Here is a 22,682-nt window from a genome sequence, read left to right as displayed (position 1 = left end):
CATTTCGTTCCGAGTGAGCCGCTCATCTTACATCATCTTTCCAGTCCGTCAACACCTTCAGCGAAATCTTTTTGCTGCCGGGTTTTCAGTGGAACCCCGTGAGGAAGAGCATCTCGTCCGGGGAGGAGCGAAATAATAGCGTCCCCTACCGGGGTTGGGAAGGGGTTGAAACGAATTTTTTTCACTCCGATGACAAAAGCCCCGCCGCAGCTGGGTTTAGGTCGGAAAATTCTTCGTCGAGGGGATGTCGAGGCGGCCTTGGAGCGCTCGACTCCCCTCCGAAGACGAAAAAAGGCCGGTCGCGACGTGCGACCGGCCCCTCTTTGTTTACGCCAGCGTGACCGTTACGTGCCCGGGTGCCCGCTGGTTTCCTTTACATATATAGGAGCGCCTACTGCGCTTGAGGCTTTTCCTTCGCGGAGGCGCCAGGCGCGCTGTCATGATCATTGGCCGCGAGGTCATGCCGGCACGGTACGCCGACGTGATAGGGAATGAGCTGCTCGGGACTGAGCCTTTCCAGGATGTCCCACTCGTCTTCGAACGGAATGAACTGCTGCATGGTGCTGCTCCTGCCAGGGGTGCCCGCCTGATGCCGGCGTGCAGGAGCTATCTAAGCAAACGGCCCGGTCCGTACGATGACGGATTCGGGCCGTTTGAGGGCAACTCGGGGAGTGAGGGCGAAATCAGTCGATTTCGATCATCTCGAAGTCTTCCTTGGTCGCGCCGCAATCGGGGCACGTCCAGGTATCGGGGATGTCGGCCCAACGCGTACCGGGTTCGATGCCTTCGTCGGGCAGGCCCAGTGCCTCGTCATAGATGAAGCCGCAGACGACACACATCCATTTGCGCAGGGTGCCGGTTTCGTTGGTGCTCTGATTCATCGTGGACTGCTTGCTATGGAGAATAAGTAGTTCATTCTCGCAACTCCCCCGCCGATGCGAAAGCGTATGGCACAGGTTATCCAGGATTGATTGGCATGCGTGAAAAACTCCAGGGCCGCGGCCTTTACGTGATTACCGACGGCCCCCGCCCCGACCTGCTCGAAGTGGTCGCCCAGGCCCTGGCCGGCGGCGCCCGGCTGCTGCAATACCGCGACAAGACGACCGACCAGGCGCGGCGACTGACCGAGGCACGCGCCATCCGGGCGCTTTGCGCGGCGCGGCAGGTGCCGTTGATCATCAATGACGATGTGGAACTGGCCCGACAGTGCGGCGCCGCCGGTGTCCATCTGGGCGAGGACGACGGCGATGTGGCCGCAGCCCGCGCCGTGTTGGGCGAGGACGCCATCATCGGCGTCTCTTGCTACGACTCCCTGGAGCGCGCCCATCAGCTCACGGACGCAGGGGCCGACTACATTGCCTTCGGCGCGTTCTTTCCGTCGCCTACCAAGCCGAACGCACGGCGCGCCTCCTTTGACCTGCTGCGACAGACCGCCGCGCTCGGCATCCCGCGAGTGGCGATCGGCGGCATCACGCCAGACAATGGCGAATCGCTGATCGATGCCGGCGCCGACTACCTGGCCGTGATTTCCGCCGTCTTCGGCGATTCCGATGTTCGCGGCGCCGCCGCTCGTTTCGCCCAACTTTTCTCTTCGCATTGAGTATTCCCACGATGACCACCAACCACGAACTCTTCCAACGCGCGCAGCAACTGATGCCTGGCGGCGTGAACTCGCCCGTGCGCGCCTTCAAGTCGGTGGGTGGCGAGCCGTTCTTTACGGCGCGAGCCGATGCCGCGTACCTGTGGGATGTCGAAGGCAAGCGCTATATCGATTACGTGGGTTCGTGGGGTCCGATGATCGTCGGCCATAACCATCCTCATGTGCGCGAAGCGGTGGAGCGCGCGGTGAAGCATGGTTTGTCGTACGGCACGCCCTGCCCCGCTGAAATCACCATGGCAGAAACCATTACGCGCCTGATTCCGTCGATCGACATGGTGCGCATGGTGAACTCGGGCACCGAGGCCACCATGTCCGCCATTCGCCTCGCGCGCGGTGCGACGGGTCGAAACCTTATCGTGAAGTTCGAAGGCTGCTATCACGGCCACGGCGACAGTTTCCTGGTGAAGGCCGGCTCCGGCGCACTCACGTTTGGCGTGCCGACGTCACCGGGCGTTCCCAAGGCGAATGCGGACTTGACGCTCACGCTCGCCTACAACGACATGGATGCCGCGACGCGCCTGTTCGACGAACACGGGCATGACATCGCGGGCCTGATCATCGAGCCGGTAGCCGGCAACATGAATTGCATCCCGCCGAAGGACGGCTATCTGCAAGGCCTGCGCGACCTGTGCACGAAGCACGGCGCGCTGCTGATCTTCGACGAAGTGATGACGGGCTTTCGCGTGGCACTGGGTGGCGCGCAGGCTTATTACGGGGTCACGCCGGATCTGACCACCTTCGGCAAGATCATCGGCGGCGGCATGCCGGTAGGCGCTTACGGTGGTCGTCGCGACCTGATGCAGCAGATCGCACCGGCCGGCCCGATTTACCAGGCAGGCACGTTGTCGGGCAATCCCGTGGCGATGGCGGCAGGCCTGGCCATGCTGGAGCTGATCCAGGCGCCGGGCTTCTACGACGAACTCGCGGCACGTACGCGTCTGCTTACCGATGGATTGCAGGCCGTCGCCGATGGCGAAGGCGTGGCGTTCAGCACCAACCGCGTGGGTGGCATGTTCGGCCTGTTCTTCACCAGGGAGAAAGTGGAGAGCTACGCGCAGGCGACGGCGGCGGATGCGGCGATGTTCAATCGCTTCTTCCACGGCATGCTGGATCGTGGCGTGTATCTCGCGCCGTCGGCGTTCGAAGCGGGCTTCGTGTCCAGCGCGCATACCGACCAGGACATCGCCGATACGCTGGAAGCCGCGCGCGGTGCCATGAAGGCTGCGCGCGCTGGTTGATCCGGTGCGGCGTCCTATGTTTCGACATTGACCTGTAAGAGTCGACCGCAAGCCAGGGTGCGCGCGAAGCCGTTCGCGCGCACCCTGGGGAAACACCCGCCCGTCACATGGGTCGGTGCGGGCGCAGTCCGGTCCTGAACTGGCGATGCTCGCACTATGCTTGACCCGTTGCGCCAGGGAGACCGTCGCATGAGTCAACCACAGCCCTTCCCCTTCGATACTCCCGTCGCTCCCGCCAGGCAGACCGGTTGGCGAGCGCGCTGGTTTCACATCATCTTCGGGCACGAAGATCCGCCCGGCCGCCTGTTCGACTTGATTCTGATCGTCGCGATCCTGTCCAGCATCCTTGTTGCGGTGCTGGACACCGTGATGGATCTGCATCTGCGCTTTGCGCGCCTGTTCTATGTGCTGGAATGGGTATTCACGCTGGCCTTTACGGCCGAGTACGCGATGCGCTTGTGCGTGGTCAAACGACCCAGGCGTTATGCGCTGAGTTTCTTCGGCGTCATTGATTTGCTGGCCGTGCTGCCGACCTATCTCAGCTTGCTGGTGACGGGCAGCCAATACCTGCTGGTGATTCGCGCCGTACGCATCCTGCGGATCTTCCGCGTGCTGAAAATGACGCGCTACGTGGGCGAGGCTGATCTGCTCTGGGGCACGCTGGTGAAGTCCCGGCGGAAGATATTCATCTTCATCAGCACCATTCTTACGCTCGTGCTGATCTTCGGCGCGCTGATGTACCTGGTGGAAGGGCCGGAAAATGGCTTCACGAGCATTCCGCGGGCGATGTATTGGGCCGTCGTCACGATGACCACGGTCGGTTTCGGCGACATCACACCGCATACGCCGCTGGGCCAGATACTGACATCGCTGATCATGCTGGTGGGCTACAGCATTATTGCCGTGCCCACAGGCATTTTTGCGGCGGAGCTGGCCGCCGGCATTCGAGACGCGCGCCAACTCACCAAGTGCGGCGCCTGCGGCATGCAGGAGCATCAGGCAGATGCAAAGTTCTGCCGTGGTTGTGGCAAGGCACTCGGCGGAGCTGCGTTGCCTACGGCAACGAACGCTCCGCCCGATGCGAGATAAGACCGAGGCTTAGCCCGCCACGAAACTGCGCAATGCGGCTTCCAGACGCTTCAGGCCTTCGGCAATGTCTTCATCGCTGATATTGAGCGCCGGCACGAAACGCAACACATCCGGGCCGGCCTGCAGCACGAGCAGGCCATGAGCGGCAGCGTGATCGAGGATCGCGCCGGCCTTGCCCTTGTTGGCTTCGTTGAGTACGGCACCGAGCATCAGGCCACGACCGCGCACTTCGTCGAACAGGTGCAGTTCCGCGTTGATGCGCTGCAGGCCATCACGCAATGCCTGCGACTGACGGGCCACGTTGGCGAGCACCTCAGCGGACGACAGCTTGCGCAGCGCCACGCGTGCCACCGCGGCCGCCAGCGGGTTACCGCCGAACGTGGTGCCGTGAGCACCGAACTGCATCGCTTCCGCCACCTTCGGGCCAGCCAGCATGGCGCCAATGGGGAAGCCACTGCCCAGGGCCTTGGCCAGCGTGACGATGTCGGGCTTGGCGCCGTCCTGCACATACGCGAACAGCGTGCCGGTGCGACCCATGCCGCTCTGGATTTCGTCCAGCACCAGCAGGGCGTTGTGCTTGTCGCACAACTCGCGCACTTTCTGGACGAAACCTGGCGCCGCCGGCAGCACGCCACCTTCGCCCTGCACGGGTTCGAGCATCACGGCGGCCACGTCACCGAGCGCGAACGCGGCTTCCAGTGCGGGCACGTCGTTGAAGTCGAGATAGCGGAAACCGCCCGGCAACGGCTCGTAGCCTTCCTGGTATTTCGGCTGCGCCGTCGCGGTGACAGCGGCCAGCGTGCGGCCATGGAACGAGCCACGGAAGGTGATGATGACGCGCTTGTCGGCCTCGCGGCCCTGCGACGCGGCCCATTTGCGCACCAGCTTGATGGCCGCTTCGTTGGCCTCGGTGCCCGAGTTGCAGAGGAACACGCGCTCGGCGAAACCGGACGCTGACACCAATTCTTCGGCCAGGCGCAGCGGCGGCTCGCTGTAGAACACGTTGCTGGTGTGCCAGAGTTTGTGTGCCTGCGTGGTCAACGCCTCGAGCAGGTCGGGATCCTGGTGGCCCAGCGCGTTCACCGCGATGCCCGCACCGAAATCCACGTAATCGCGGCCCTGCGTGTCCCACACGCGCGCGCCCTTGCCGTGATCCAGCACCACATCGCGCGGTCGATACACCGGCAGCCAGTAGCGCTTGCCAAGATCGATCAGGGACTGGGCGGACGGGTCTTGCGCGTGCATGTCGTGCTCCGGGCATCGTCGACGACGACACCATTGCTTGAGGGGAAAACGGGGATGGGGATGGTCGCCACCCGCGGCGGCGAACCTGAATCCTAAGCCCTGGGGGCAGGCTTTGCACGAAGGCAGGCCTGCGAAGCGGCGAGCAGGGCAAAGGAAAGCCCGGCTACCGGTTCACGACCCCGCGGCCCCGCGACAGGTGTGACATTTCCCCTGTCCGCTGTTAACCCGCTGAAACACCTTCGACGAAACCGCATAACCACGGGTGTTAAGCGGGGCTGGCGACAGGGTTGTGGGCCAGCGCATGTAACGCCTTTAGCACGGTTCAAAACCACGCCCATCATTGCCAGATGGCTACAGGGCGCGTTTTCCAGCCATCAGGGCAGGTTGGCACGGCGTTTGCTCCCTTTCAGTCGTACAGGCGGGAAGGGGGCAATGCCAGCTGCGACAACGCGCCGAACGCCGCGACACGGATGCTCGCGACGACAGGAAGGCGACGCTCTTGGGTGGCCCAGGGCAACGTCGGCACGAGCATCGCAGCTGGCAACCGGACTCCCCTCTCCCGTCACTCATGTGGGTGGGAAGTCATCGCAAAAGCATTCCGCCGCAAGGCGGTCATGAGGGCGGTAACCCGGCAACCCCTGTGGCCGGGGCACCAATGGAAGCCCCCGACCCGACCCCTGCGGGTCGGGGGCCTTCCTCTTCAGCGAACCCACGTTTACCCACGACAGCTTTCCCCACGGTCAGCCAACCGCGACCGGAGTGGGCGGCGGGTGCTTGCAGTCAGGTGGCTGGGCTGGCGCCCAACCAGCCACGCAAGAGCGAGCATCCGCCGCCCACCCCGGCGGGTTGGCGTGCGTTCGCTTTTTCGGGGATGGTCCTTGCGGGCGCCGAAGCGGTCGGTCAGCGCAGCTCGTCCAGCGCGAGCTGATGTTTCTTGCACAGGCGGTAGATGGTCACGCGCGACACCTTCAGTCGGCGCGCGCATTCGCTCACGTTGAAACGGCTTTCGCGCAGGCATGCAATCACCGCGTCGCGCTCCGCCGCCACGCGCGTGCTGCCGAGGCTGGTACGCGCGGCCTGCTTGGTCAGCACATCGGCGAGATCCAGATCGTTCACGCTGATGAGCGCGTCTTCCGCGACCACGGCGGCGCGCTGCACGCGGTTAAGCAACTCACGCACATTACCCGGCCAACTGAAATCGAGCATGGCGCGACGCGCACTCGCGCTGAACGCACGCGCACGGCTGGCGTGCTGTTCACGGAACGCATCGAGGAATTTCTGCGCCAGCACCACCACGTCATCTTCGCGCTCGCGCAAGGGCGGCATGCGCAGGCGCAACACGTTGAGCCGGTAATACAGGTCTTCGCGGAAACGACCCTGCTCCACCGCTTTTTCCAGATCCACGTGCGTAGCCGCCAGCACGCGCACGTCGAGCTTGATCAGCTGGCTGCTGCCGACGCGTTCCAGCGTGCCTTCCTGCAGGAAACGCAGCAGGCTGGTTTGCGCGTCGAGGGGAAGATCGCCCACTTCGTCGAGAAACACGGTGCCACCGGCCGCGGTTTCGAAATGGCCGATGCGGCGGGCATTGGCACCGGTGAAGGCGCCACGCTCGTGGCCGAACAATTCGGATTGCACCAGGTTCGGCGGCAGCGCGCCGCAATTGATGGCCGCAAACGGCCGATCGGCGCGCGCGGAAAGGCTGTGCAACGCGCGCGCGGCCACTTCCTTGCCCGTACCGGTTTCGCCGGTGATCAGCACCGGCAATTCCACCGGCGCGTACTTGCGCACGCTGGCAACCACCGCACCAATGGCCGCGCTGCGGCCGGTGACGCCGACATCGCCCGGCTCCGCCATCAGCGGCTGATCACCACCGATGCGTGCGAGGGCTTCGACGAGTCGATCCACGTCCACGGGCGTGGCGAAATATTCGATGCTGGCTTCAAGGACACGATCGATCAGCGGCTCGTGCACCGACATGGCCGGCGGAATGAGTGCCACCCACGGCAACCATGGATGATCGGCCATGAGCTGGGCCATGGCATGCGCGGAAGCAGGGTCACCGTGCCTGAGGTCGGCCAGCGCCACCACCGTATCGTTGTTTCGCATGCCGACACCGCCTTGGGTACCGGCATCGGCCACGCGGACAATCCATCCCGCCTCGGCCAGCCCAGCCCGCTCCTCGCCGGCCGGCTGACCAAACCAGACGACGCATCGCCTGGCTTCCTCCCTCAGTACAGCCATGGTTCCCTCCCCCATCCCCTCAGGGTCACAGGTTTCGGCCGGTCGTTGCCACATCCTGTGGCTACCCCCCTGTTACCACGCCCGTCGCGCCAAGCTAACCCGCGACCGCTACAAAAATGTGATATGGGTCACACAATATACAACTATGCCTGCCGCAGTCACCCTACAAATGGGGCAAAACCGTCGAACGGAAGCCGGAGGCCTGGAGACTGGCTAGCACCTATGGCCTAGGGTCGTTGGACCCATGTCCGCCACCGCCAAATCCAGTGGCAAGCCTCGCGACAGCAACCCGCTTACCAGACACCGGTGTTGGGCATCGACGCCCACGGTTCCTGCGGCGGGAGATGACCGTCCTGCAGCAATTCCACGGAAATCAGGTCTGGCGAGCGTACGAAAGCCATGTGTCCGTCGCGTGGCGGTCGGTTGATGACGTAACCCATCGATTCAAGATGCGCACAGGTCTTGTAGATGTCGTCGACGCGGAACGCGAGGTGGCCGAAATTACGGGCACTGCCGTAATCCTCGGTGGAGCCCCAGTTATAGGTGAGCTCGATCTCCGCGTCGGGCGAATCCGGCGCCGCAAGAAACACCAGGGTGAACTTGCCGTTGGCATTCTCCGTGCGACGCATTTCCTTCAGGCCAAGGCCCTCGCAGAAAAAACGCAGGCTCGCGTCGATGTCGCGCACGCGGATCATGGTGTGCAGATATTTCATGGGGAACTCCTTGGCGTGGGGACGCCGTCATCAGGGGAAAGACATGGCCGGATGCGCGCGGCAAGCTCATCGAGAGCATCGCGTGACGAAGGCACAGGCACGCCGTGCGGGTACACGCGCATCAAGCCATCAGCGACACGCCGCGGCTGCACATGCAAATGAAAGTGCGGCACCTCTTGCCCGGCCGCCGCGCCGTTGGACTGCCACAGGTTGATGCCCGGTGGATGCAACGCCTCGCGCAAGGCATGCGCCACTCGCACACCCAACTGCATCACCTCACCGGCAAGCGCGGGCGTGATCGCATGAATGTCTTCGACATGAGCCTTGGGGATCACCAGCACATGACCCGGTACCGCCTGGCGAAGATCGAGGAACGCCAGCACCCTTTCCGTTTCTGCGACCACGCTCGCGGCCAGGCGGCCCGCGACGATGTCGCAGAACGGACAGTGCGGAGTCATCAGTCGAGAAACAGATCCGGCAGCAACGACTGCGACGGATCCACCGCATACGCGGAAAAGTCGGTGACGCCTTCTTCGCGAAGCACTTCCTCATCGATGAGGAAGTGACCGGCGAAACCCTTGGCCGGGCGCGTAAGCACGGCATGCGCGGCATCGGCGACGATGGCCGGCTTGCGGCAGCGCTCCATCGGTACACCCGGGATCATGTTGAGCGCATCCGTGGCCACGATAGTGCGCGGCCACAGCGCATTCACAGCAATGCCCTTGCTGCCCAGCTCGCCCGCCAGGCCCAGCGTGACGAAACTCATGCCCATCTTCGCCAGCGTGTAACCGGTGTGCGGTGCCCACCATTTCACGTCGAGCGACGGCGGTGGTGCCAGCGTCAGGATGTGCGGATTCGCGGACTTGAGCAGATGCGGGAGGCACGCCTGTGCACACAGGAAGCTGCCGCGCGAATTCACCTGCTGCATCAGGTCGAAACGCTTCATCGGCGTGTCTTCGACGCCAGCCAGCCAGATTGCGCTGGCGTTGTTCACGAGAATGTCGATGCCACCGAATCGCTCGACTGCCGCGGCCACGGCGGCCTGCACTTCGTCTCCTTCGCGGATGTCGCACTTGATCGCCAGGGCCTTGCCACCGGCGGCCTCGATCTCCGCTGCCGCCGTGTGGATGGTGCCGGGCAAACGGGGATTGGGCACGCTGCTCTTGGCCGCGATGACAATGTTGGCGCCATCGCGCGCGGCGCGTAGCGCAATGGCCAGGCCAATGCCACGCGACGCACCGGTGATGAATAGGGTCTTGCCCGCCAGGCTGCTCATGGACACAGGACCTCAAGATGTGGATGAGCCAGTGTAAAAGCGCGCGATCTGCCCGGAAAGCCCGCGCCATCACGCTCGCGCGTTTTTCCAGGAAACGACGCCGTCAGTCGCGCTGGAATCGCGGAAGAATGTCACGCAATTCCGCCAGGCGCTGCACCGGGTCGGTGAGCTCAAGCAGGCGCTGCTGCTCGTCGGTCTGCAACGGCAGCAACTCGGCCAATCGGAACCCTACCCAGCTGGCGTCGTCATAGAGATGGCGCGGCGCATGTTTCCAGTGCGGCGCCAGGTTTTCGATCAGGCGCTCGAGAATGGACGGCAGCAACGCTAGTTCCACCGGCACCTCGTGCGCAGTTTCCTTTGCCCAGGGTTCAATGTCGCCCCGTACCAGGCCATCCGATCGCACGCGTGTGCGCGTGACGCGAAAACGGTCGCCGCCTTCGGCAAGAATGCCCAGCAGGCCGTCCTCGCGATTGTGGAAATCGACAATGTGCGCCAGCGTGCCGACGGCGGCCGGCAGCGCTGGGGCTCCGGCTTCCTGGCCCTGCAGGATCAGGCACACGCCGAACGAACCGCCCGTGCGCGCGCATTCGCGAACCATGTCCAGATAGCGCGGCTCGAAGATGCGCAAGGTCAATTGGCCGCCCGGATACAACACGGTACCCAGCGGGAACAACGGAAGATCGGAGTGCGGAGACGTGGCAGCCATGCGGGAAGTCTAACCGTGCGGCGAGTGACTCCAGCGTGTGCGGTTTACTTGATGACCTCGGCAAAACGGCGCGGCGCACCTTCGAAGCCACCGTTGGACATGAAGACCACGTGGTCGCCCACGCGTACATCGTTGCGCAAGGCCTGGATCAACGCATCAACGGTGGGCACGGCGCTGCCGCGCCCGTTCAACGCACCGATGACACGCCCTGCATCCCAGGGCAGTTCCGGTCGATGCAGGAACACCACCGCGTCGGCATCTGCCAGGGACGGCGCAAGCGCTTCCGCGTGCGCGCCCAGGCGCATCGAGTTGGACCGCGGTTCCAGCGCCACCACGATGCGCGCATCGCCCACCTTGGCACGCAGGCCGGCGAGTGTCGTGGCGATGGCCGTGGGGTGATGCGCGAAATCGTCGTACACGCGAATGCCGTTCGCCTCACCCACGATTTCCATGCGGCGTTTCACGCTGAGGAAATCGGCAAAGGCCGGCAGCAAGGCATGCGGATCGGCACCCGCCGCCGTCGCCGCCGCAAGAGCCGCCAAGGCGTTCATCACGCTGTGGTTGCCCAGCAGGGACCAGCGGATATCGCCGATAACCTCACCACCACGACGAACGGTGAACGCCGAACCATCGGCCTCGATCAGCTCCGCCTGCCAGTCGCCCTGCCCGATGCCGAAGGTTTCGACCGGCGTCCAGCAGCCCATCGCCAGCACTTCGGCAAGGTGATGATCATGCGCGTTGACGATCAATCGCCCATTGCCCGGCACGGTGCGCACCAGATGATGGAACTGGCGCTGGATCGCCGCCACGTCGGGGAAAATATCCGCGTGGTCGTATTCCAGGTTGTTGAGGATGGCGACGCGTGGACGGTAGTGCACGAACTTCGAGCGTTTGTCGAAGAATGCGCTGTCGTACTCATCGGCTTCGATCACGAACGGCTTGCCGCTGCCGGCGCGCGCCGACACATCGAAATTGCCGGGTACACCGCCAATCAGGAAACCGGGCGACAGGCCCGCGCTTTCCAGCAGGTGCGCGAGCAGGCTCGTGGTGGTCGTCTTGCCGTGCGTGCCGGCCACCGCCAGCACTTCGCGCCCCGGCAGCAGCGTTTCGCCCAGCCATTGCGGGCCGGAGACGTAACGCAATTGCTCGTCGAGCATGTATTCCACGGCCGGGTTGCCGCGCGACATCGCGTTGCCCACCACCACCAGATCGGGCGCGGGCTTCAGATACTCGGCCTTGTAACCGTCCATCAAACGAATGCCCAGCCCTTCGAGCTGCGTGCTCATGGGCGGATAGACGTTGGCGTCGGAGCCTTCGACGGTGAGGCCGAGCTCGCGCGCCAACGCGGCGACGCCGCCCATGAAGGTGCCGCAGATGCCGAGGATATGCAGACGCATGAGTAACCCGTTCGATGAAGCCGGCGACGCGAATGGCCGCCCAAAAGCATCGGGCCGCCTTGCGGCGGCCCGGAGTGTCAACCGTTGGCGGCGGCCGATTCGGAAGCCAGCGCGCGCTTCACGCGAGCGGTGACCTCATCGAGTTCGCCCACGCCATCCACCACCTGCAGCTTGCCGCGGCGGGAGAAGAAGTCGGCAACCGGCGCCGTCTGCTCGGCGTAGACCTTCAGGCGATCGCGCACCACCACCGGATCGTCGTCCTTGCGGTGCTCGGCGGCGAAGCGGATTTCGCAGCGACCGATGATCACTTCGTTCGGGACTTCCAGCTTCACCACGGCGTCCAGCGGCTGGCCGATCTTGGCCAGCAGGTGATCCATCGCATCGGCCTGGGCCAGGTTGCGCGGATAGCCATCCAGGATGAAGCCGTTTTTCACGTCATCCTGCGAAAGGCGCTCTTCGAGCATGGCAAGCAGGATGTCGTCGGAAACGAGCTTGCCCGCGTCCATCACCTCTTTCGCTTTCAGGCCCGTGGGCGTGCCAGCCGCCACGGCCGCGCGAAGCATGTCGCCGGTCGAGATGTGCGGTACGCCGAGTTCCACCTTCAGACGCGCAGCCTGGGTGCCTTTGCCCGAACCGGGCGGACCGAGTAGGACGAGTCGCATAGTGCTCCAAGGTATCCGCGGACCACGCACGCTGCGAGGCCCGGAGGATGCAAGAAAATTGGCGTCCAAATTAGCTTCTGCGGGCAACAACGTCAAACTGACAAAGCGGCCGGAAAACGGCAAGTAATTGTTGTCAAAAGGGTTAACCGTGACACACGAATGTCACAGGGACAGCGCCGGCGGCCCGAATTAAGCTCTCAAGGTCCTGATGGAGGAGATCGCCGTGCCCGTTCCCCGAATCCACATCGTCACCCTTGGCGTCAGCGACCTGGCGCGTTCACGCCAGTTCTACGAAGCCTGGGGCTGGAAGGCCTCCTCCGCGAGCAACGACAGCATCGTGTTTCTCAAGGGCGGAGCCGGCGTGCTCGCGCTGTATGGCCGCGAGGCCCTGGCCGAAGACGCCCTCGTCGAAGACCTGCCCTGCGGTTTCGCGGCCGTCACGCTGGCGCGCAACGCGACGTCCAAGGACGAGGTGGATGCGTGGTTCGCCACGGCCCTTGCGAATGGCGCCCGCGAGCTGAAGACGCCCGAGGAAGCCTTCTGGGGCGGCTACTCCGGCTATCTCGCCGATCCGGATGGCCACCTCTGGGAATTCGCATTCAACCCGTACTTCGTGTTTGATGAACACGGCAACCTCGCCCTTCCGGATTGAGAACACCATGGCCGCCAAATCCAAGCCCGCAGGTCGTTTGCTCTACGCGCAGTCCGGCGGCGTCACCGCCGTCATCAATGCCACCGCCGCGGGCGTCATCGAGGCGGCGCGCGCAAAAGGTGTGACGGTCTATGCCGCGCACAACGGCATTCTTGGCGCGCTGCGCGAAGAGCTGGTCGACACCACGAAGGAATCGAAATCCGCCATCGCCGCGTTACGACACACGCCGGGCGGCGCGTTTGGTTCATGCCGCTACAAGCTCAAGTCAATCGATGACAACCGTGCCGAGTACGAGCGGCTGATCGATGTGTTCCGCGCCCACGATATTCGCTGGTTCCTCTACAACGGCGGCAATGATTCGGCCGACACGGCGCTGAAGATCTCGCAGCTCGGCAAGGCCATGAACTACGACATCCGCTGCATCGGCGTGCCGAAGACGGTGGACAACGACCTGGCCCTTACCGACTGCTGCCCGGGCTTCGGTTCGGTGGCGAAATACACGGCGGTTTCCACGCTGGAGGCAAGCCTCGACGTCGCCTCGATGGCCGATACCTCAACCAAGGTTTTCATCGTCGAGGTGATGGGCCGCCATGCCGGCTGGATCGCCGCCGCGGCAGGCCTTGCCGGCGAAGGCGCGGACGCACCGCCGCACATCATCCTGTTCCCGGAGCGTCCGTTTGACGAAGCCGCCTTCCTTGCGAAGGTGAAGGCCACGGTCGAGCGCGTCGGCTGGTGCACCGTGGTTGCCTCCGAAGGCCTGCTTAACGCCGAAGGCAAATTCCTTGCCGAGGCCGGCACGCGCGATGCCTTCGGCCACAGCCAGCTTGGCGGCGTGGCCCCCGTGCTGGCCGCGCTGGTGAAGGAAAAGCTCGGCTACAAATATCACTGGGCATTGCCCGACTACCTGCAGCGTTCCGCGCGCCACCTCGCGTCGAAAACGGATGCCGACCAGGCCTACGCCGTAGGCAAGGCCGCCGTGGACTACGCGCTTGCCGGCATGAACGCGGTGATGCCGGTCATCGTGCGCACCAGCGATGCGCCCTATCGCTGGAAAGTTGAATCCGCACCGTTGTCGAAGATCGCCAATCGCGAGAAGAAGATGCCGGCCAACTTCATTGCCCGCGACGGTTTTGGCATCACCGCGGCAGCGCGCCGCTATCTTGCGCCACTCATCCAGGGCGAGGCACCGCCGCCCTATGGCAAGAATGGCTTGCCGCAGTACGTGACGCTGAAGAACACCTTGGTGCCACGCAAGCTCGAACCGTTCGCGCGCTGATCGTCAGCGCAGGAAGCGCTCCAGGCTCACGCGGTAATCCGCGTGGTCCTGGATGTCGTTGTGACCGGCGTCGGGCACTACTTGCACCGTCGGTGGCTGCCTGAATGCGGCGATCAAGGCCAGCGTACGCGCAGCGGGAACGACTTCATCGTCCGCCGCACGAATCACCAGCACGGGACAGTGAATGTCGTTGGCATAGCGCCACGACTCAAAGCGATCCTGCATCAACGCATTCACAGGCAACCAGGGAAAATAGCCGGCCGCCACGCGCACCAGGCTGTCGAACGGCGTCACCAGCACAACGCGCTCCACCGGTCGTTTCGCCGCCAGTTGCGCGGCCACGCCACTTCCCAGGCTGCGCCCGATGACCGCCACTTCCGGATGCGTACGCGCCACCTGGTCAAAGAGCGCCATGGCATCCGCCATCAGCGCAGCTTCCCCCGGCTTGCCGTCACTGGCGCCGTAACCGCGATAAGGCAGCAGGTAAATCGCCCGATCAGGAAACCATCGCGCAAGTTCCTCGCGAGCATCTTCCACGCGCTCACCGTTGCCCCCGAAATAAAGCAGCGCCTTCGGGCGGTCGGGATTCATCACCCAGCCACGCAAATGCACGCCATCGTTGACCAGTTCGAAGTCCGGCTTCTGCGCGACGCGCCAGGTCGCTTCGGGGTGATAGATCTCCTGCCGTTGCCCGAAGTACATCGACAGGCAAATGCCGCCGTACAACACCGCGGCCACTGCGACCAGCACCAGCATCACGCGCAAAACCATGCCGATCTCCCCCAAGTCGTTTCTGTACGGTGGTTCAGATGATTAAGCCATGGCTGAAAGCTTGCACGGTGCTTTCAAAAAAGCACGCCCGGCGTTCAGGCGCAGATTTTTACGCTGATCCTGCCCGATGAGTCCGGCACCCGTGGCGCCGGCGGGCTTCCCAGGAGGAAGCGATGAAAACCCTTTCCAACGTGTTGGTGGCGCTGGCGTTGCTCGCTGGCAGCGGTGCGGCCCTGGCCGACCCGTGGCATGACCATGACCGTGGACGTGGCCATGATCAGCGCGATGACCATCATGATCGGGGGCACGATCGCGACGGTTGGCGCGACCGTGGGCGCAACGATCACTGGGATCATCGCTATTACAGCGATCGCGGCTATTACGGTCGCCCACACCACTGGGATCGCGGATATCGCTACGACGGTCCCATGTACATCGTGAACGACTATCGCGGCTATCGACTCGCGCCGCCGCCGTATGGCTATCGCTGGGTGCGCAACGACGGCAACTTCCTGCTCGTCTCCATTGGCGACAACATGATCCTGGACATGGTCATCCGCTGACCGTCCGCCACCAAGGTCACCAGCGGCGCCGTTGTGGCGCCGCTTTTTTTGCCCGCGTTGCGTCGCACAACACGACTGTCGTCAGCGTCTGTCTATACTCCGGGTGACCGCCCTTTTCAGGGCGGCTGCCGTATCGGGGTGCCGATGGGTGGTCCCGGTGCAAATCGCTACCACTCCTGGGGAGGCTCCGATGCTTCAGCAGTATGGATTGTGGATCGTGCTGGCTTGTGCGGTTCTGGCGGTTCTCTACGGCGCGCTGTCGGTGCGCTGGATCTTGGCGAAATCGCCCGGTAATACACGCATGCAGGAGATCGCCGCCGCGATCCAGGAAGGTGCGAAGGCGTATCTCAACCGCCAGTACACCACCATCGGCATCGTGGGCGTCCTGTTGTTTCTCGTCATCGGTTTTGCGCTGGATTGGGGCACGGGCATCGGTTTTGCCGTGGGTGCCATCCTGTCCGGTGCCACCGGCTATATCGGCATGAATGTTTCGGTGCGGGCCAACGTCCGCACCGCCGAGGCCGCCCGCCACGGCCTGGCGTCGGCCTTGAACGTCGCGTTCCGCGGCGGTGCCATCACCGGCATGCTGGTGGTGGGCCTGGCACTGCTCGGCGTCACCGGCTACTACGTGGTGCTCGGCCACATGGGCTACGAGACCATGCATGCCTTGCATGCACTGGTAGGCCTGGCTTTCGGTTCGTCACTGATCTCGATCTTCGCGCGCCTGGGCGGCGGCATCTTCACCAAGGGCGCCGACGTCGGCGCCGACCTGGTGGGCAAGGTGGAAGCCGGCATTCCGGAAGACGATCCGCGCAACCCGGCCGTCATCGCCGACAACGTGGGCGACAACGTGGGTGACTGCGCCGGCATGGCGGCAGACCTTTTCGAAACCTACGCGGTGACGCTGATCGCCACGATGTTGCTGGGCGGCGTGATGGCCGAGCAGACCGGTAGCAACGGCGTGCTGTATCCGCTGGTGCTGGGCGGCGCGTCCATCATCGCGTCGATCATCGGCACCTTCTTCGTGAAGGCCCGCAGCACCAAGATCATGAATGCGCTGTATGCGGGCGTGGCAGTGTCCGCGGTACTTGCCGCCATCGCCTTCTGGCCGATCACCAGCCAGCTGATGGGTTCATCGGCGTACGGCGTTGGCCGCCTCTACGGCTGCGCCATCATCGGCCTGGTGCTGACCGGTGCGATGGTGGTGATCACCGAGTACTACACCGCGACGGAATACAAGCCGGTGCAGCACGTGGCACAGGCTTCCACCACCGGCCACGCCACCAACATCATCGCGGGCATTGGCGTGTCGATGAAATCCACCGCACTGCCGGTGCTGGCGGTGTGCGCGTCCATCTGGGGTGCGTACCAGCTCGCCGAGCTCTACGGCATCGCCATCGCCGCGACGGCCATGCTCAGCATGACCGGCATGATCGTGGCACTGGACGCTTATGGCCCGATCACCGACAACGCGGGCGGCATCGCCGAGATGTCCGAACTGCCACCGGAAGTGCGCGCCGTCACCGATCCGCTCGATGCCGTGGGCAATACGACCAAGGCCGTGACCAAGGGCTACGCCATTGGTTCGGCGGGCCTTGCGGCGCTGGTGTTGTTCGCCGACTACACGCACAACCTCAACCAGCACCTCAACGTCACCGACTTCCGCTTCGACCTGTCCAATCCCTACGTGATCATCGGCTTGCTTATCGGCGGCCTGATTCCGTACCTGTTCGGTGCGATGGCGATGGAAGCGGTGGGTCGTTCGGCCGGTGCCGTGGTGGAAGAAGTGCGCCGCCAGTTCCGCGAGATCAAGGGCATCATGGAAGGCACCACGCGGCCGGATTACTCCCGCGCCGTGGATCTGCTCACGCGTTCGGCCATCCGCGAAATGCTGATTCCCTCGCTGCTGCCCGTGCTGGTGCCGGTGGTCGTGGTGTTCGGCTTCAAGTGGCTCGGCGGCCCGGAAGCGGGCGCGCAGGCGCTGGGTGGCGTGCTGATCGGCACCATCGTCACGGGCCTGTTCGTGGCCATTTCCATGACCACGGGTGGTGGCGCCTGGGACAACGCCAAGAAGTACATCGAAGACAACCACTTTGGCGGCAAGGGTTCGGACGCGCACAAGGCGGCGGTCACGGGTGACACGGTGGGCGACCCGTACAAGGACACTGCGGGTCCGGCGGTGAATCCGCTGATCAAGATCATCAATATCGTGGCGCTTCTACTTATCCCACTCCTGTGACTGTGCGAATTAGCGCCCGGTCGACTCGACGTTGACCGGGCGAACCCGCCCAACGCGTTCGCCCCCTCTCCCCTCCGGGGAGAGGGTTGGGGTGAGGGGCCACGCTGGCCTCGGCCTTTCTCCGTGCGAGCAGAGCTCGCTTAAAGCAACTCATTCGCACTCCCCAGCTTCTCTCTCAGGGGAGAGAGGTAAGCGCGTACACGACTTTAGTCACGCGCGCGAGCCTCTTAATCCCACCACACTCGAACTTTCGGCCACCAAACCCCAAGGACACCGCATGACTTCCAAGACACCGCTCTGGCTGGCATTGGCGCTGGGCATCACACTAGGCGGCATGACGCACGCCGCCGACAACATCACCCCCGCCGCCAAAGACCCTAATCTCTGGCTTGAGAACATCGATGGCACCCAGCAACTCGACTGGGTCAAGCAGCAGAACGCGGCCACGGTGAAGAAATACGCCGACAGTGCCGAGTTCAAGCAGCTGGATGCACGACTGCTGGAAGTGCTCGACTCGCACGACCGCATTCCCATGGTCAGCAAGATCGGCGACTACTTCTACAACTTCTGGCGCGACAAGGATCACCCCAAGGGCCTGTGGCGTCGTACGACGCTGGACGAATACCGCAAGGACAACCCGGCCTGGGAAACGGTGATCGACCTGGATGCGCTCTCCGCAGCCGAGAAGGAAAACTGGGTGTGGCACGGCGCTGACTGCCTGAAGCCGGACTATCGCCGTTGCACCGTGTTCCTCTCGCGCGGTGGTGCGGATGCCAGCGTGATGCGCGAGTTCGACATCAAGGACAAGCAGTTCGTGAAGGGCGGCTTCGAATTGCCGGAAGCCAAGTTGAGCGTCAACTGGAAGGACATGGACCATCTCTACGTGGCCACCGATTTCGGCCCCGGCTCGATGACCAAGTCCAGCTATCCGCGCATCGTCAAGGAGTGGAAGCGCGGCACGCCGCTGTCCAGCGCCACGATGGTGTACGAGGTGAAGGCCGACGACATGTCCGTCTCCGCCACCCGCGACAACACGCCAGGCTTCGTGCGTGACTTCGTGACGCGCCAGATCGCGTTCTACGACAGCGAAACATTCCTTCGCGGCAACGACGGCAAGCTCACCAGGATCGATGTGCCGACCGATGCGAATGTGGACGTCCATCGCGAATGGCTGCTGATCGAGCCCCGCAGCGACTGGAGCGTCGGCGGCAAGAGCTACAAGTCGGGCTCGCTGCTGGCCACGAAATTCGACGACTACATGGCGGGCAAGCGCGACATCACCGTGCTGTTCGAACCCACCGACACCACGGCGCTCGATGCGTATTCGTGGACGCGCCACCAGTTGATCCTCAACGTGATGGACAACGTGGTGAATCGCCTGGAAGTGCTGACGCCGGGCTCGGGCGACTGGAAGCGCACACCGCTGGGCGGCGCGCCTGCACTTTCCACCATCGCCGCAGGCGGTGTGGATGACGACACCAGCGACGACTACTTCCTTACCGTGTCCGGCTTCCTGCAGCCCACCACGCTCTACTACGGCACGCTGGGCCAGGGCGATGCGCAGGCCATCAAGCACAGTCCGAGTTTCTTCGATGCGTCGAAGTACGACGTGAGCCAGCACTTCGCCACGTCGAAGGACGGCACGCGCGTGCCCTACTTCGAGATCGCGCCGAAGAACCTCAAGGCCGACGGCAAGAACCCGACCCTGCAATACGGCTACGGCGGCTTCGAAGTCTCGCTGCAGCCCGCGTACAGCGGCAGCGTCGGGCGAGCATGGCTGGAGAAAGGCGGCGTGTACGTCATCGCCAATATCCGCGGCGGCGGCGAGTACGGACCGCGCTGGCACAAGGCCGCGTTGAAGGCCGATCGACTGCGTGCGTACGAGGATTTCGCGGCGGTCTCGCAAGACCTCATCACCCGCAAGATCACCTCGCCGCAGCACCTGGGCGCCATGGGCGGCAGCAATGGCGGCCTGCTGATGGGCAACATGCTCACGCTCTATCCGCAGTACTACGGCGCCATCGTCAGCCAGGTGGCGTTGCTGGACATGCAGCGTTACACGCATTTGTCGGCGGGCGCGTCGTGGATCGCGGAATACGGCGATCCGGACAAGCCGGCGGAATGGGCATGGATCAAGACGTTCTCGCCCTACTACAACGCCAGGGCTGGCCAGAAATACCCGCCCGTGCTGTTCACCACCTCGACCCGCGATGACCGCGTGGGCCCGGTGCATGCGCGCAAGATGACGGCGAAGCTCGAGTCGCTCGGTTACGACACCAGCTTCTACGAAAACATCGAGGGCGGCCACGGCGCGGCGGCGGACAACAAGCAGGCGGCCTTCATGAGCGCACTGGGCTACACCTACCTGTGGGATCACGTGAAGTAGGCCACGGGCGCGCGTAACATGGTGCGCTGGCATAAGCCGGCGCACCCATGACTTCGCATGAGCAACCACACGATCCGCCCCGAACTGCGTGAATGGATTCTCTCCACCAGCCGCTCCGGCTGCAGCCTCGGCGACCTGCTGAGGATGCTGAAGGACGCGGGCTACGGTGGCGAACAGAGTCGGCAGATCGTGGCGCGCGTGCTGAACCTGCCGCTCGCCACGGTGGTTGCCGCCGCGAAGAACAAGGTGGTGGCCGTGCGCACGCGACATCCGCAAGGGCCGGTGCAGATGGCTGCTGGCCATCCGGTACGCGTGACGGTGAGCACCGACGCCCCCGTGGTGCGCACGCTGGAAAACATACTCACGGGCGAGGAGTGCGATGAACTCATCGCTCAGGCATCGCCACGCCTGGCACGCGCGATGACGGTGAATACCGATGGCTCCCACCAGGTCGACCATCGCCGCACCAGCCAGGGCATGTTCTTCGCCATTGGCGAGACGCCGCTGGTGGCACGTATCGAGCAGCGTATTGCTGACTTGCTCGCCATTCCCGTCGGCCATGGCGAAGGGCTGCAGATCCTGCATTACCAGCCAGGCCAGGAATACGAGCCGCACTTCGATTGGTTCAACCCCGATCAGCCGGGTTTCTCGGCGGTAACGGCCCGGGGCGGGCAGCGAATCGCCAGCGTGGTGATGTACCTCAACACGCCCGAGGAAGGCGGCGGCACGGCCTTCCCGCGGATCGGCCTGACCGTGACGGCCATGCGTGGTTCAGCCGTCTATTTCGCCTACGACACCGGCGACGAAGCCTCGCTGCACGCCGGCCTGCCCGTACTCAAGGGCGAAAAATGGATCGCCACCAAATGGTTACGCGAACGCCCGTACCAATCCTGAGCCGCGCTGGCGTAGCCGTCTCACACTGAACTGCAACCGGGCGCGGGCCGTCCAGGCTGCTGCGATGCACCACCTTTTGCCGTATCCTTTCAAGTCTTTGCACTGACTGAAGCTCAAGGACACGCACATGGGTCTGCATCTCGTACCCGCCGGCCGCAAGGTTCCGGACGAAATCAACGTCATCATCGAAATCCCCAAGGATGCCGAGCCCGTCAAGTACGAGGTGGAGAAGGAAAGCGGCGCGATCTTCGTCGACCGCATCCTGTCCACGCCGATGCGCTACCCGTGCAACTACGGCTACGTGCCGGGCACGCTGGGCGGCGACGGCGATCCGCTGGACGCGCTGGTGATCCTGCCGCTGCCGCTGGTGCCGGGCTCGGTGATCCGCTGCCATCCGGTCGGCATGCTGAAGATGACCGACGAAGCCGGCGCCGACGAAAAGCTGGTGGTGGTGCCGGTGGAGAAGATCTTCGCAGGCTACGCGCACATCAAGGACATCAAGTCCGTCTCGGGCCATTGGCTGGAGCGCATCGGCCACTTCTTCGAGCACTACAAGGATCTCGAGAAGGGCAAGTGGGTCAAGGTGGAAGGCTGGGTCGGCGCCGACGAAGCCAAGGCCGAAATCCTGGCGGGCATCGAACGCTACCAGGCTGACAAGAAGGCCTGAGGCCCGACGTTGCATGACGAAACGCGCCGCCCTCGGGCGGCGCGTTTTTTTGTGCCTGCGTCAGCTCTGCGATGCGGGTTCGCTGATGGAGGCCGTCTGTCCGGTGACCGCAGTGTCACCTGCTTCGTGCACCCACCATCCCATGACGGCACTGGCAAGCAACACGCCCAGCGCGAGGGTGGCGAGCACCGTGCAGAGAATCACATGTCCCTGGCGGGCGCTGTCCGTTGTCGGCATGACGCATCTCCTGGTGGCGATGTGATCTTTCCAACGCGCGAGGTGGCCCGTGCGATGACCGACGTCAGTGCTTGGTGGGCCGCTTCTCGGATCGCTGCTTGGCGGGCTCGCCCTTCTTGCCAAGATTGTCGAGCAGTGTCGCAAGATCCTCCGCATGCTCCTCTTCCATCGCGAGAATCTCTTCCATCATGCGGCGCGTGGTGGGATCCCCGGCGCCGATGTAATTGATGATCTCCCGATAGCTGTCGATGGCGATACGCTCGGCAACCAGATCTTCCTTGATCATGTCCACGATATCGTCGCCCTCGACGTAGTCGGCATGACTGCGCGAAAGCAAACCTTCGGGCGAAAAATCAGGCACGCCGTCGAGCTGCGTAATGCGCTGGGCGATTTGATCCGCGTGTTGTTGTTCCTCGGTCGCATGTTCCAGGAACTCGGCCGCTACGCTCTTGGCGTGGATGCCCTTGGCCATGTAGTAGTGAAACTTGTAACGCAGCACGCAGACGATTTCCGTCGCCAAAGCTTCGTTCAGCAGCTTGATCACCGTCTGCCGATCGGCGGCATATCCCTCGGTAATCGCACCTTTGTCGATGTGCTCACGGGCGCGCTTGCGGATGGTTTCGATATCGGTAAGAAACGGCTTCGATGCCATTGGCGTGCCTCCATCAGGCTGGCTGGGCAATGGCCTGAACCGTAGGCGGCGACACGCGAAACGCAGGTGAAAAAAGCGCCGCGATTTTGCGCATCAAGTCGCTTGCGGCGTGGCGTTA

The 22,682-nt window shown here is 63.8% G+C and carries 23 protein-coding genes; 10 read left to right on the top strand and 13 right to left on the bottom strand.

Annotated features, from left to right (window positions below):
• Window positions 1-391 precede the first annotated feature (391 nt).
• Together DK366_RS21200 and DK366_RS10140 are read right to left on the bottom strand one after the other, a co-directional pair.
• A complete protein-coding gene (locus tag DK366_RS21200) occupies window positions 392-559 on the bottom strand; it encodes a hypothetical protein (RefSeq protein WP_157956495.1) in 168 nt (55 codons plus the stop codon).
• Between the two features lie 124 nt (window positions 560-683).
• A complete protein-coding gene (locus tag DK366_RS10140; RefSeq protein WP_109125422.1) occupies window positions 684-881 on the bottom strand; it encodes a rubredoxin in 198 nt (65 codons plus the stop codon).
• 95 nt (window positions 882-976) lie between these two features.
• On the opposite strand from DK366_RS10140, the gene thiE reads away from it, so the two are divergent.
• From thiE to DK366_RS10125, 3 genes are all read left to right on the top strand, one after another.
• Window positions 977-1,600, top strand: coding sequence for a thiamine phosphate synthase (gene thiE / locus DK366_RS10135; protein WP_109125421.1), 624 nt, complete (start codon window positions 977-979; stop codon window positions 1,598-1,600).
• A gap of 11 nt (window positions 1,601-1,611) precedes the next feature.
• Complete coding sequence (gene hemL / locus DK366_RS10130; protein WP_109125420.1) at window positions 1,612-2,898, top strand: glutamate-1-semialdehyde 2,1-aminomutase; 1,287 nt, start codon at window positions 1,612-1,614, stop codon at window positions 2,896-2,898.
• A gap of 189 nt (window positions 2,899-3,087) precedes the next feature.
• On the top strand, window positions 3,088-3,987 hold the full coding sequence (locus DK366_RS10125) for an ion transporter (protein ID WP_109125419.1): 900 nt from the start codon (window positions 3,088-3,090) through the stop codon (window positions 3,985-3,987).
• A 9-nt stretch (window positions 3,988-3,996) separates the two neighbouring features.
• On the opposite strand, the gene DK366_RS10120 is transcribed toward DK366_RS10125, so the two are convergent.
• The 8 genes from DK366_RS10120 to DK366_RS10085 form a co-directional block, all read right to left on the bottom strand.
• Complete coding sequence (locus tag DK366_RS10120; RefSeq protein WP_109125418.1) at window positions 3,997-5,232, bottom strand: acetylornithine transaminase; 1,236 nt, start codon at window positions 5,230-5,232, stop codon at window positions 3,997-3,999.
• 900 nt (window positions 5,233-6,132) lie between these two features.
• Window positions 6,133-7,473, bottom strand: coding sequence for a sigma-54 dependent transcriptional regulator (locus DK366_RS10115; RefSeq protein WP_109125417.1), 1,341 nt, complete (start codon window positions 7,471-7,473; stop codon window positions 6,133-6,135).
• A 293-nt stretch (window positions 7,474-7,766) separates the two neighbouring features.
• On the bottom strand, window positions 7,767-8,186 hold the full coding sequence (locus DK366_RS10110) for a VOC family protein (protein ID WP_109125416.1): 420 nt from the start codon (window positions 8,184-8,186) through the stop codon (window positions 7,767-7,769).
• Complete coding sequence (locus DK366_RS10105; protein WP_109125415.1) at window positions 8,183-8,644, bottom strand: HIT family protein; 462 nt, start codon at window positions 8,642-8,644, stop codon at window positions 8,183-8,185. The genes DK366_RS10110 and DK366_RS10105 overlap by 4 nt, the downstream gene beginning before the upstream one ends.
• Complete coding sequence (locus DK366_RS10100) at window positions 8,644-9,462, bottom strand: NAD(P)-dependent oxidoreductase (protein WP_109125414.1); 819 nt, start codon at window positions 9,460-9,462, stop codon at window positions 8,644-8,646. Before DK366_RS10100 ends, DK366_RS10105 begins: the two co-directional genes overlap by 1 nt.
• 103 nt (window positions 9,463-9,565) lie before the next feature.
• Window positions 9,566-10,168: an LON peptidase substrate-binding domain-containing protein gene (locus DK366_RS10095; protein ID WP_109125413.1), complete on the bottom strand. Its 603-nt coding sequence runs from the start codon at window positions 10,166-10,168 to the stop codon at window positions 9,566-9,568.
• Between the two features lie 44 nt (window positions 10,169-10,212).
• Window positions 10,213-11,565, bottom strand: a complete 1,353-nt coding sequence (gene mpl, locus DK366_RS10090; RefSeq protein WP_109125412.1) for a UDP-N-acetylmuramate:L-alanyl-gamma-D-glutamyl-meso-diaminopimelate ligase — start codon at window positions 11,563-11,565, stop codon at window positions 10,213-10,215.
• 77 nt (window positions 11,566-11,642) lie between these two features.
• Window positions 11,643-12,227, bottom strand: a complete 585-nt coding sequence (locus tag DK366_RS10085; protein ID WP_109125411.1) for an adenylate kinase — start codon at window positions 12,225-12,227, stop codon at window positions 11,643-11,645.
• Window positions 12,228-12,450: 223 nt separating this feature from the next.
• Here DK366_RS10085 and DK366_RS10080 point away from each other — a divergent pair, with 223 nt between their 5' ends.
• Both DK366_RS10080 and DK366_RS10075 read left to right on the top strand, forming a co-directional pair.
• Window positions 12,451-12,879 (top strand): VOC family protein, encoded by a 429-nt coding sequence (locus DK366_RS10080; protein ID WP_109125442.1) that lies wholly within the window; start codon window positions 12,451-12,453, stop codon window positions 12,877-12,879.
• A 7-nt stretch (window positions 12,880-12,886) separates the two neighbouring features.
• Entirely contained in the window at window positions 12,887-14,155 is a 1,269-nt protein-coding gene (locus tag DK366_RS10075) for a 6-phosphofructokinase (RefSeq protein WP_109125410.1), read from the top strand.
• A gap of 3 nt (window positions 14,156-14,158) precedes the next feature.
• Here DK366_RS10075 and DK366_RS10070 read toward each other — a convergent pair whose 3' ends face one another.
• Entirely contained in the window at window positions 14,159-14,926 is a 768-nt protein-coding gene (locus DK366_RS10070) for an alpha/beta hydrolase (RefSeq protein WP_232820999.1), read from the bottom strand.
• Window positions 14,927-15,099: 173 nt separating this feature from the next.
• Between DK366_RS10070 and DK366_RS10065 the strand changes: the two genes are divergently transcribed.
• The 5 genes from DK366_RS10065 (at window position 15,100) to ppa (ending at window position 21,675) form a co-directional block, all read left to right on the top strand.
• A complete protein-coding gene (locus DK366_RS10065) occupies window positions 15,100-15,489 on the top strand; it encodes an RcnB family protein (protein ID WP_109125409.1) in 390 nt (129 codons plus the stop codon).
• Between the two features lie 190 nt (window positions 15,490-15,679).
• Window positions 15,680-17,728, top strand: a complete 2,049-nt coding sequence (locus DK366_RS10060) for a sodium-translocating pyrophosphatase (RefSeq protein ID WP_109125408.1) — start codon at window positions 15,680-15,682, stop codon at window positions 17,726-17,728.
• 334 nt (window positions 17,729-18,062) lie between these two features.
• On the top strand, window positions 18,063-20,114 hold the full coding sequence (locus DK366_RS10055; protein ID WP_109125440.1) for a prolyl oligopeptidase family serine peptidase: 2,052 nt from the start codon (window positions 18,063-18,065) through the stop codon (window positions 20,112-20,114).
• A 57-nt stretch (window positions 20,115-20,171) separates the two neighbouring features.
• Complete coding sequence (locus tag DK366_RS10050) at window positions 20,172-21,008, top strand: 2OG-Fe(II) oxygenase (RefSeq protein ID WP_109125407.1); 837 nt, start codon at window positions 20,172-20,174, stop codon at window positions 21,006-21,008.
• 127 nt (window positions 21,009-21,135) lie between these two features.
• A complete protein-coding gene (gene ppa, locus DK366_RS10045) occupies window positions 21,136-21,675 on the top strand; it encodes an inorganic diphosphatase (protein ID WP_109125406.1) in 540 nt (179 codons plus the stop codon).
• 60 nt (window positions 21,676-21,735) lie between these two features.
• Here the strand turns inward: ppa and DK366_RS21195 are convergent, their stop codons facing one another.
• Window positions 21,736-21,912 (bottom strand): hypothetical protein, encoded by a 177-nt coding sequence (locus DK366_RS21195; RefSeq protein ID WP_157956494.1) that lies wholly within the window; start codon window positions 21,910-21,912, stop codon window positions 21,736-21,738.
• Between the two features lie 64 nt (window positions 21,913-21,976).
• Window positions 21,977-22,564: a DUF892 family protein gene (locus tag DK366_RS10040; protein ID WP_109125405.1), complete on the bottom strand. Its 588-nt coding sequence runs from the start codon at window positions 22,562-22,564 to the stop codon at window positions 21,977-21,979.
• Window positions 22,565-22,682: the final 118 nt, after the last annotated feature.

Source organism: Dyella sp. C11 (assembly GCF_003121485.1).
In the GTDB taxonomy this organism is placed as follows: Bacteria; Pseudomonadota; Gammaproteobacteria; order Xanthomonadales; family Rhodanobacteraceae; genus Dyella.
This window is presented reverse-complemented; position numbering and strand designations above follow the sequence as displayed.

What these genes read in the sequence shown, in the direction of transcription:
- DK366_RS21200 (WP_157956495.1), bottom strand. Translation starts at nt 559, where the DNA reads ATGCAGCAGTTCATTCCGTTCGAAGACGAGTGGGACATCCTGGAAAGG.
- DK366_RS10140 (WP_109125422.1), bottom strand. Translation starts at nt 881, where the DNA reads ATGAATCAGAGCACCAACGAAACCGGCACCCTGCGCAAATGGATGTGT.
- thiE (WP_109125421.1), top strand. Translation starts at nt 977, where the DNA reads ATGCGTGAAAAACTCCAGGGCCGCGGCCTTTACGTGATTACCGACGGC.
- hemL (WP_109125420.1), top strand. Translation starts at nt 1,612, where the DNA reads ATGACCACCAACCACGAACTCTTCCAACGCGCGCAGCAACTGATGCCT.
- DK366_RS10125 (WP_109125419.1), top strand. Translation starts at nt 3,088, where the DNA reads ATGAGTCAACCACAGCCCTTCCCCTTCGATACTCCCGTCGCTCCCGCC.
- DK366_RS10120 (WP_109125418.1), bottom strand. Translation starts at nt 5,232, where the DNA reads ATGCACGCGCAAGACCCGTCCGCCCAGTCCCTGATCGATCTTGGCAAG.
- DK366_RS10115 (WP_109125417.1), bottom strand. Translation starts at nt 7,473, where the DNA reads ATGGCTGTACTGAGGGAGGAAGCCAGGCGATGCGTCGTCTGGTTTGGT.
- DK366_RS10110 (WP_109125416.1), bottom strand. Translation starts at nt 8,186, where the DNA reads ATGAAATATCTGCACACCATGATCCGCGTGCGCGACATCGACGCGAGC.
- DK366_RS10105 (WP_109125415.1), bottom strand. Translation starts at nt 8,644, where the DNA reads ATGACTCCGCACTGTCCGTTCTGCGACATCGTCGCGGGCCGCCTGGCC.
- DK366_RS10100 (WP_109125414.1), bottom strand. Translation starts at nt 9,462, where the DNA reads ATGAGCAGCCTGGCGGGCAAGACCCTATTCATCACCGGTGCGTCGCGT.
- DK366_RS10095 (WP_109125413.1), bottom strand. Translation starts at nt 10,168, where the DNA reads ATGGCTGCCACGTCTCCGCACTCCGATCTTCCGTTGTTCCCGCTGGGT.
- mpl (WP_109125412.1), bottom strand. Translation starts at nt 11,565, where the DNA reads ATGCGTCTGCATATCCTCGGCATCTGCGGCACCTTCATGGGCGGCGTC.
- DK366_RS10085 (WP_109125411.1), bottom strand. Translation starts at nt 12,227, where the DNA reads ATGCGACTCGTCCTACTCGGTCCGCCCGGTTCGGGCAAAGGCACCCAG.
- DK366_RS10075 (WP_109125410.1), top strand. Translation starts at nt 12,887, where the DNA reads ATGGCCGCCAAATCCAAGCCCGCAGGTCGTTTGCTCTACGCGCAGTCC.
- DK366_RS10070 (WP_232820999.1), bottom strand. Translation starts at nt 14,926, where the DNA reads ATGGTTTTGCGCGTGATGCTGGTGCTGGTCGCAGTGGCCGCGGTGTTG.
- DK366_RS10065 (WP_109125409.1), top strand. Translation starts at nt 15,100, where the DNA reads ATGAAAACCCTTTCCAACGTGTTGGTGGCGCTGGCGTTGCTCGCTGGC.
- DK366_RS10060 (WP_109125408.1), top strand. Translation starts at nt 15,680, where the DNA reads ATGCTTCAGCAGTATGGATTGTGGATCGTGCTGGCTTGTGCGGTTCTG.
- DK366_RS10055 (WP_109125440.1), top strand. Translation starts at nt 18,063, where the DNA reads ATGACGCACGCCGCCGACAACATCACCCCCGCCGCCAAAGACCCTAAT.
- DK366_RS10050 (WP_109125407.1), top strand. Translation starts at nt 20,172, where the DNA reads ATGAGCAACCACACGATCCGCCCCGAACTGCGTGAATGGATTCTCTCC.
- ppa (WP_109125406.1), top strand. Translation starts at nt 21,136, where the DNA reads ATGGGTCTGCATCTCGTACCCGCCGGCCGCAAGGTTCCGGACGAAATC.
- DK366_RS21195 (WP_157956494.1), bottom strand. Translation starts at nt 21,912, where the DNA reads ATGCCGACAACGGACAGCGCCCGCCAGGGACATGTGATTCTCTGCACG.
- DK366_RS10040 (WP_109125405.1), bottom strand. Translation starts at nt 22,564, where the DNA reads ATGGCATCGAAGCCGTTTCTTACCGATATCGAAACCATCCGCAAGCGC.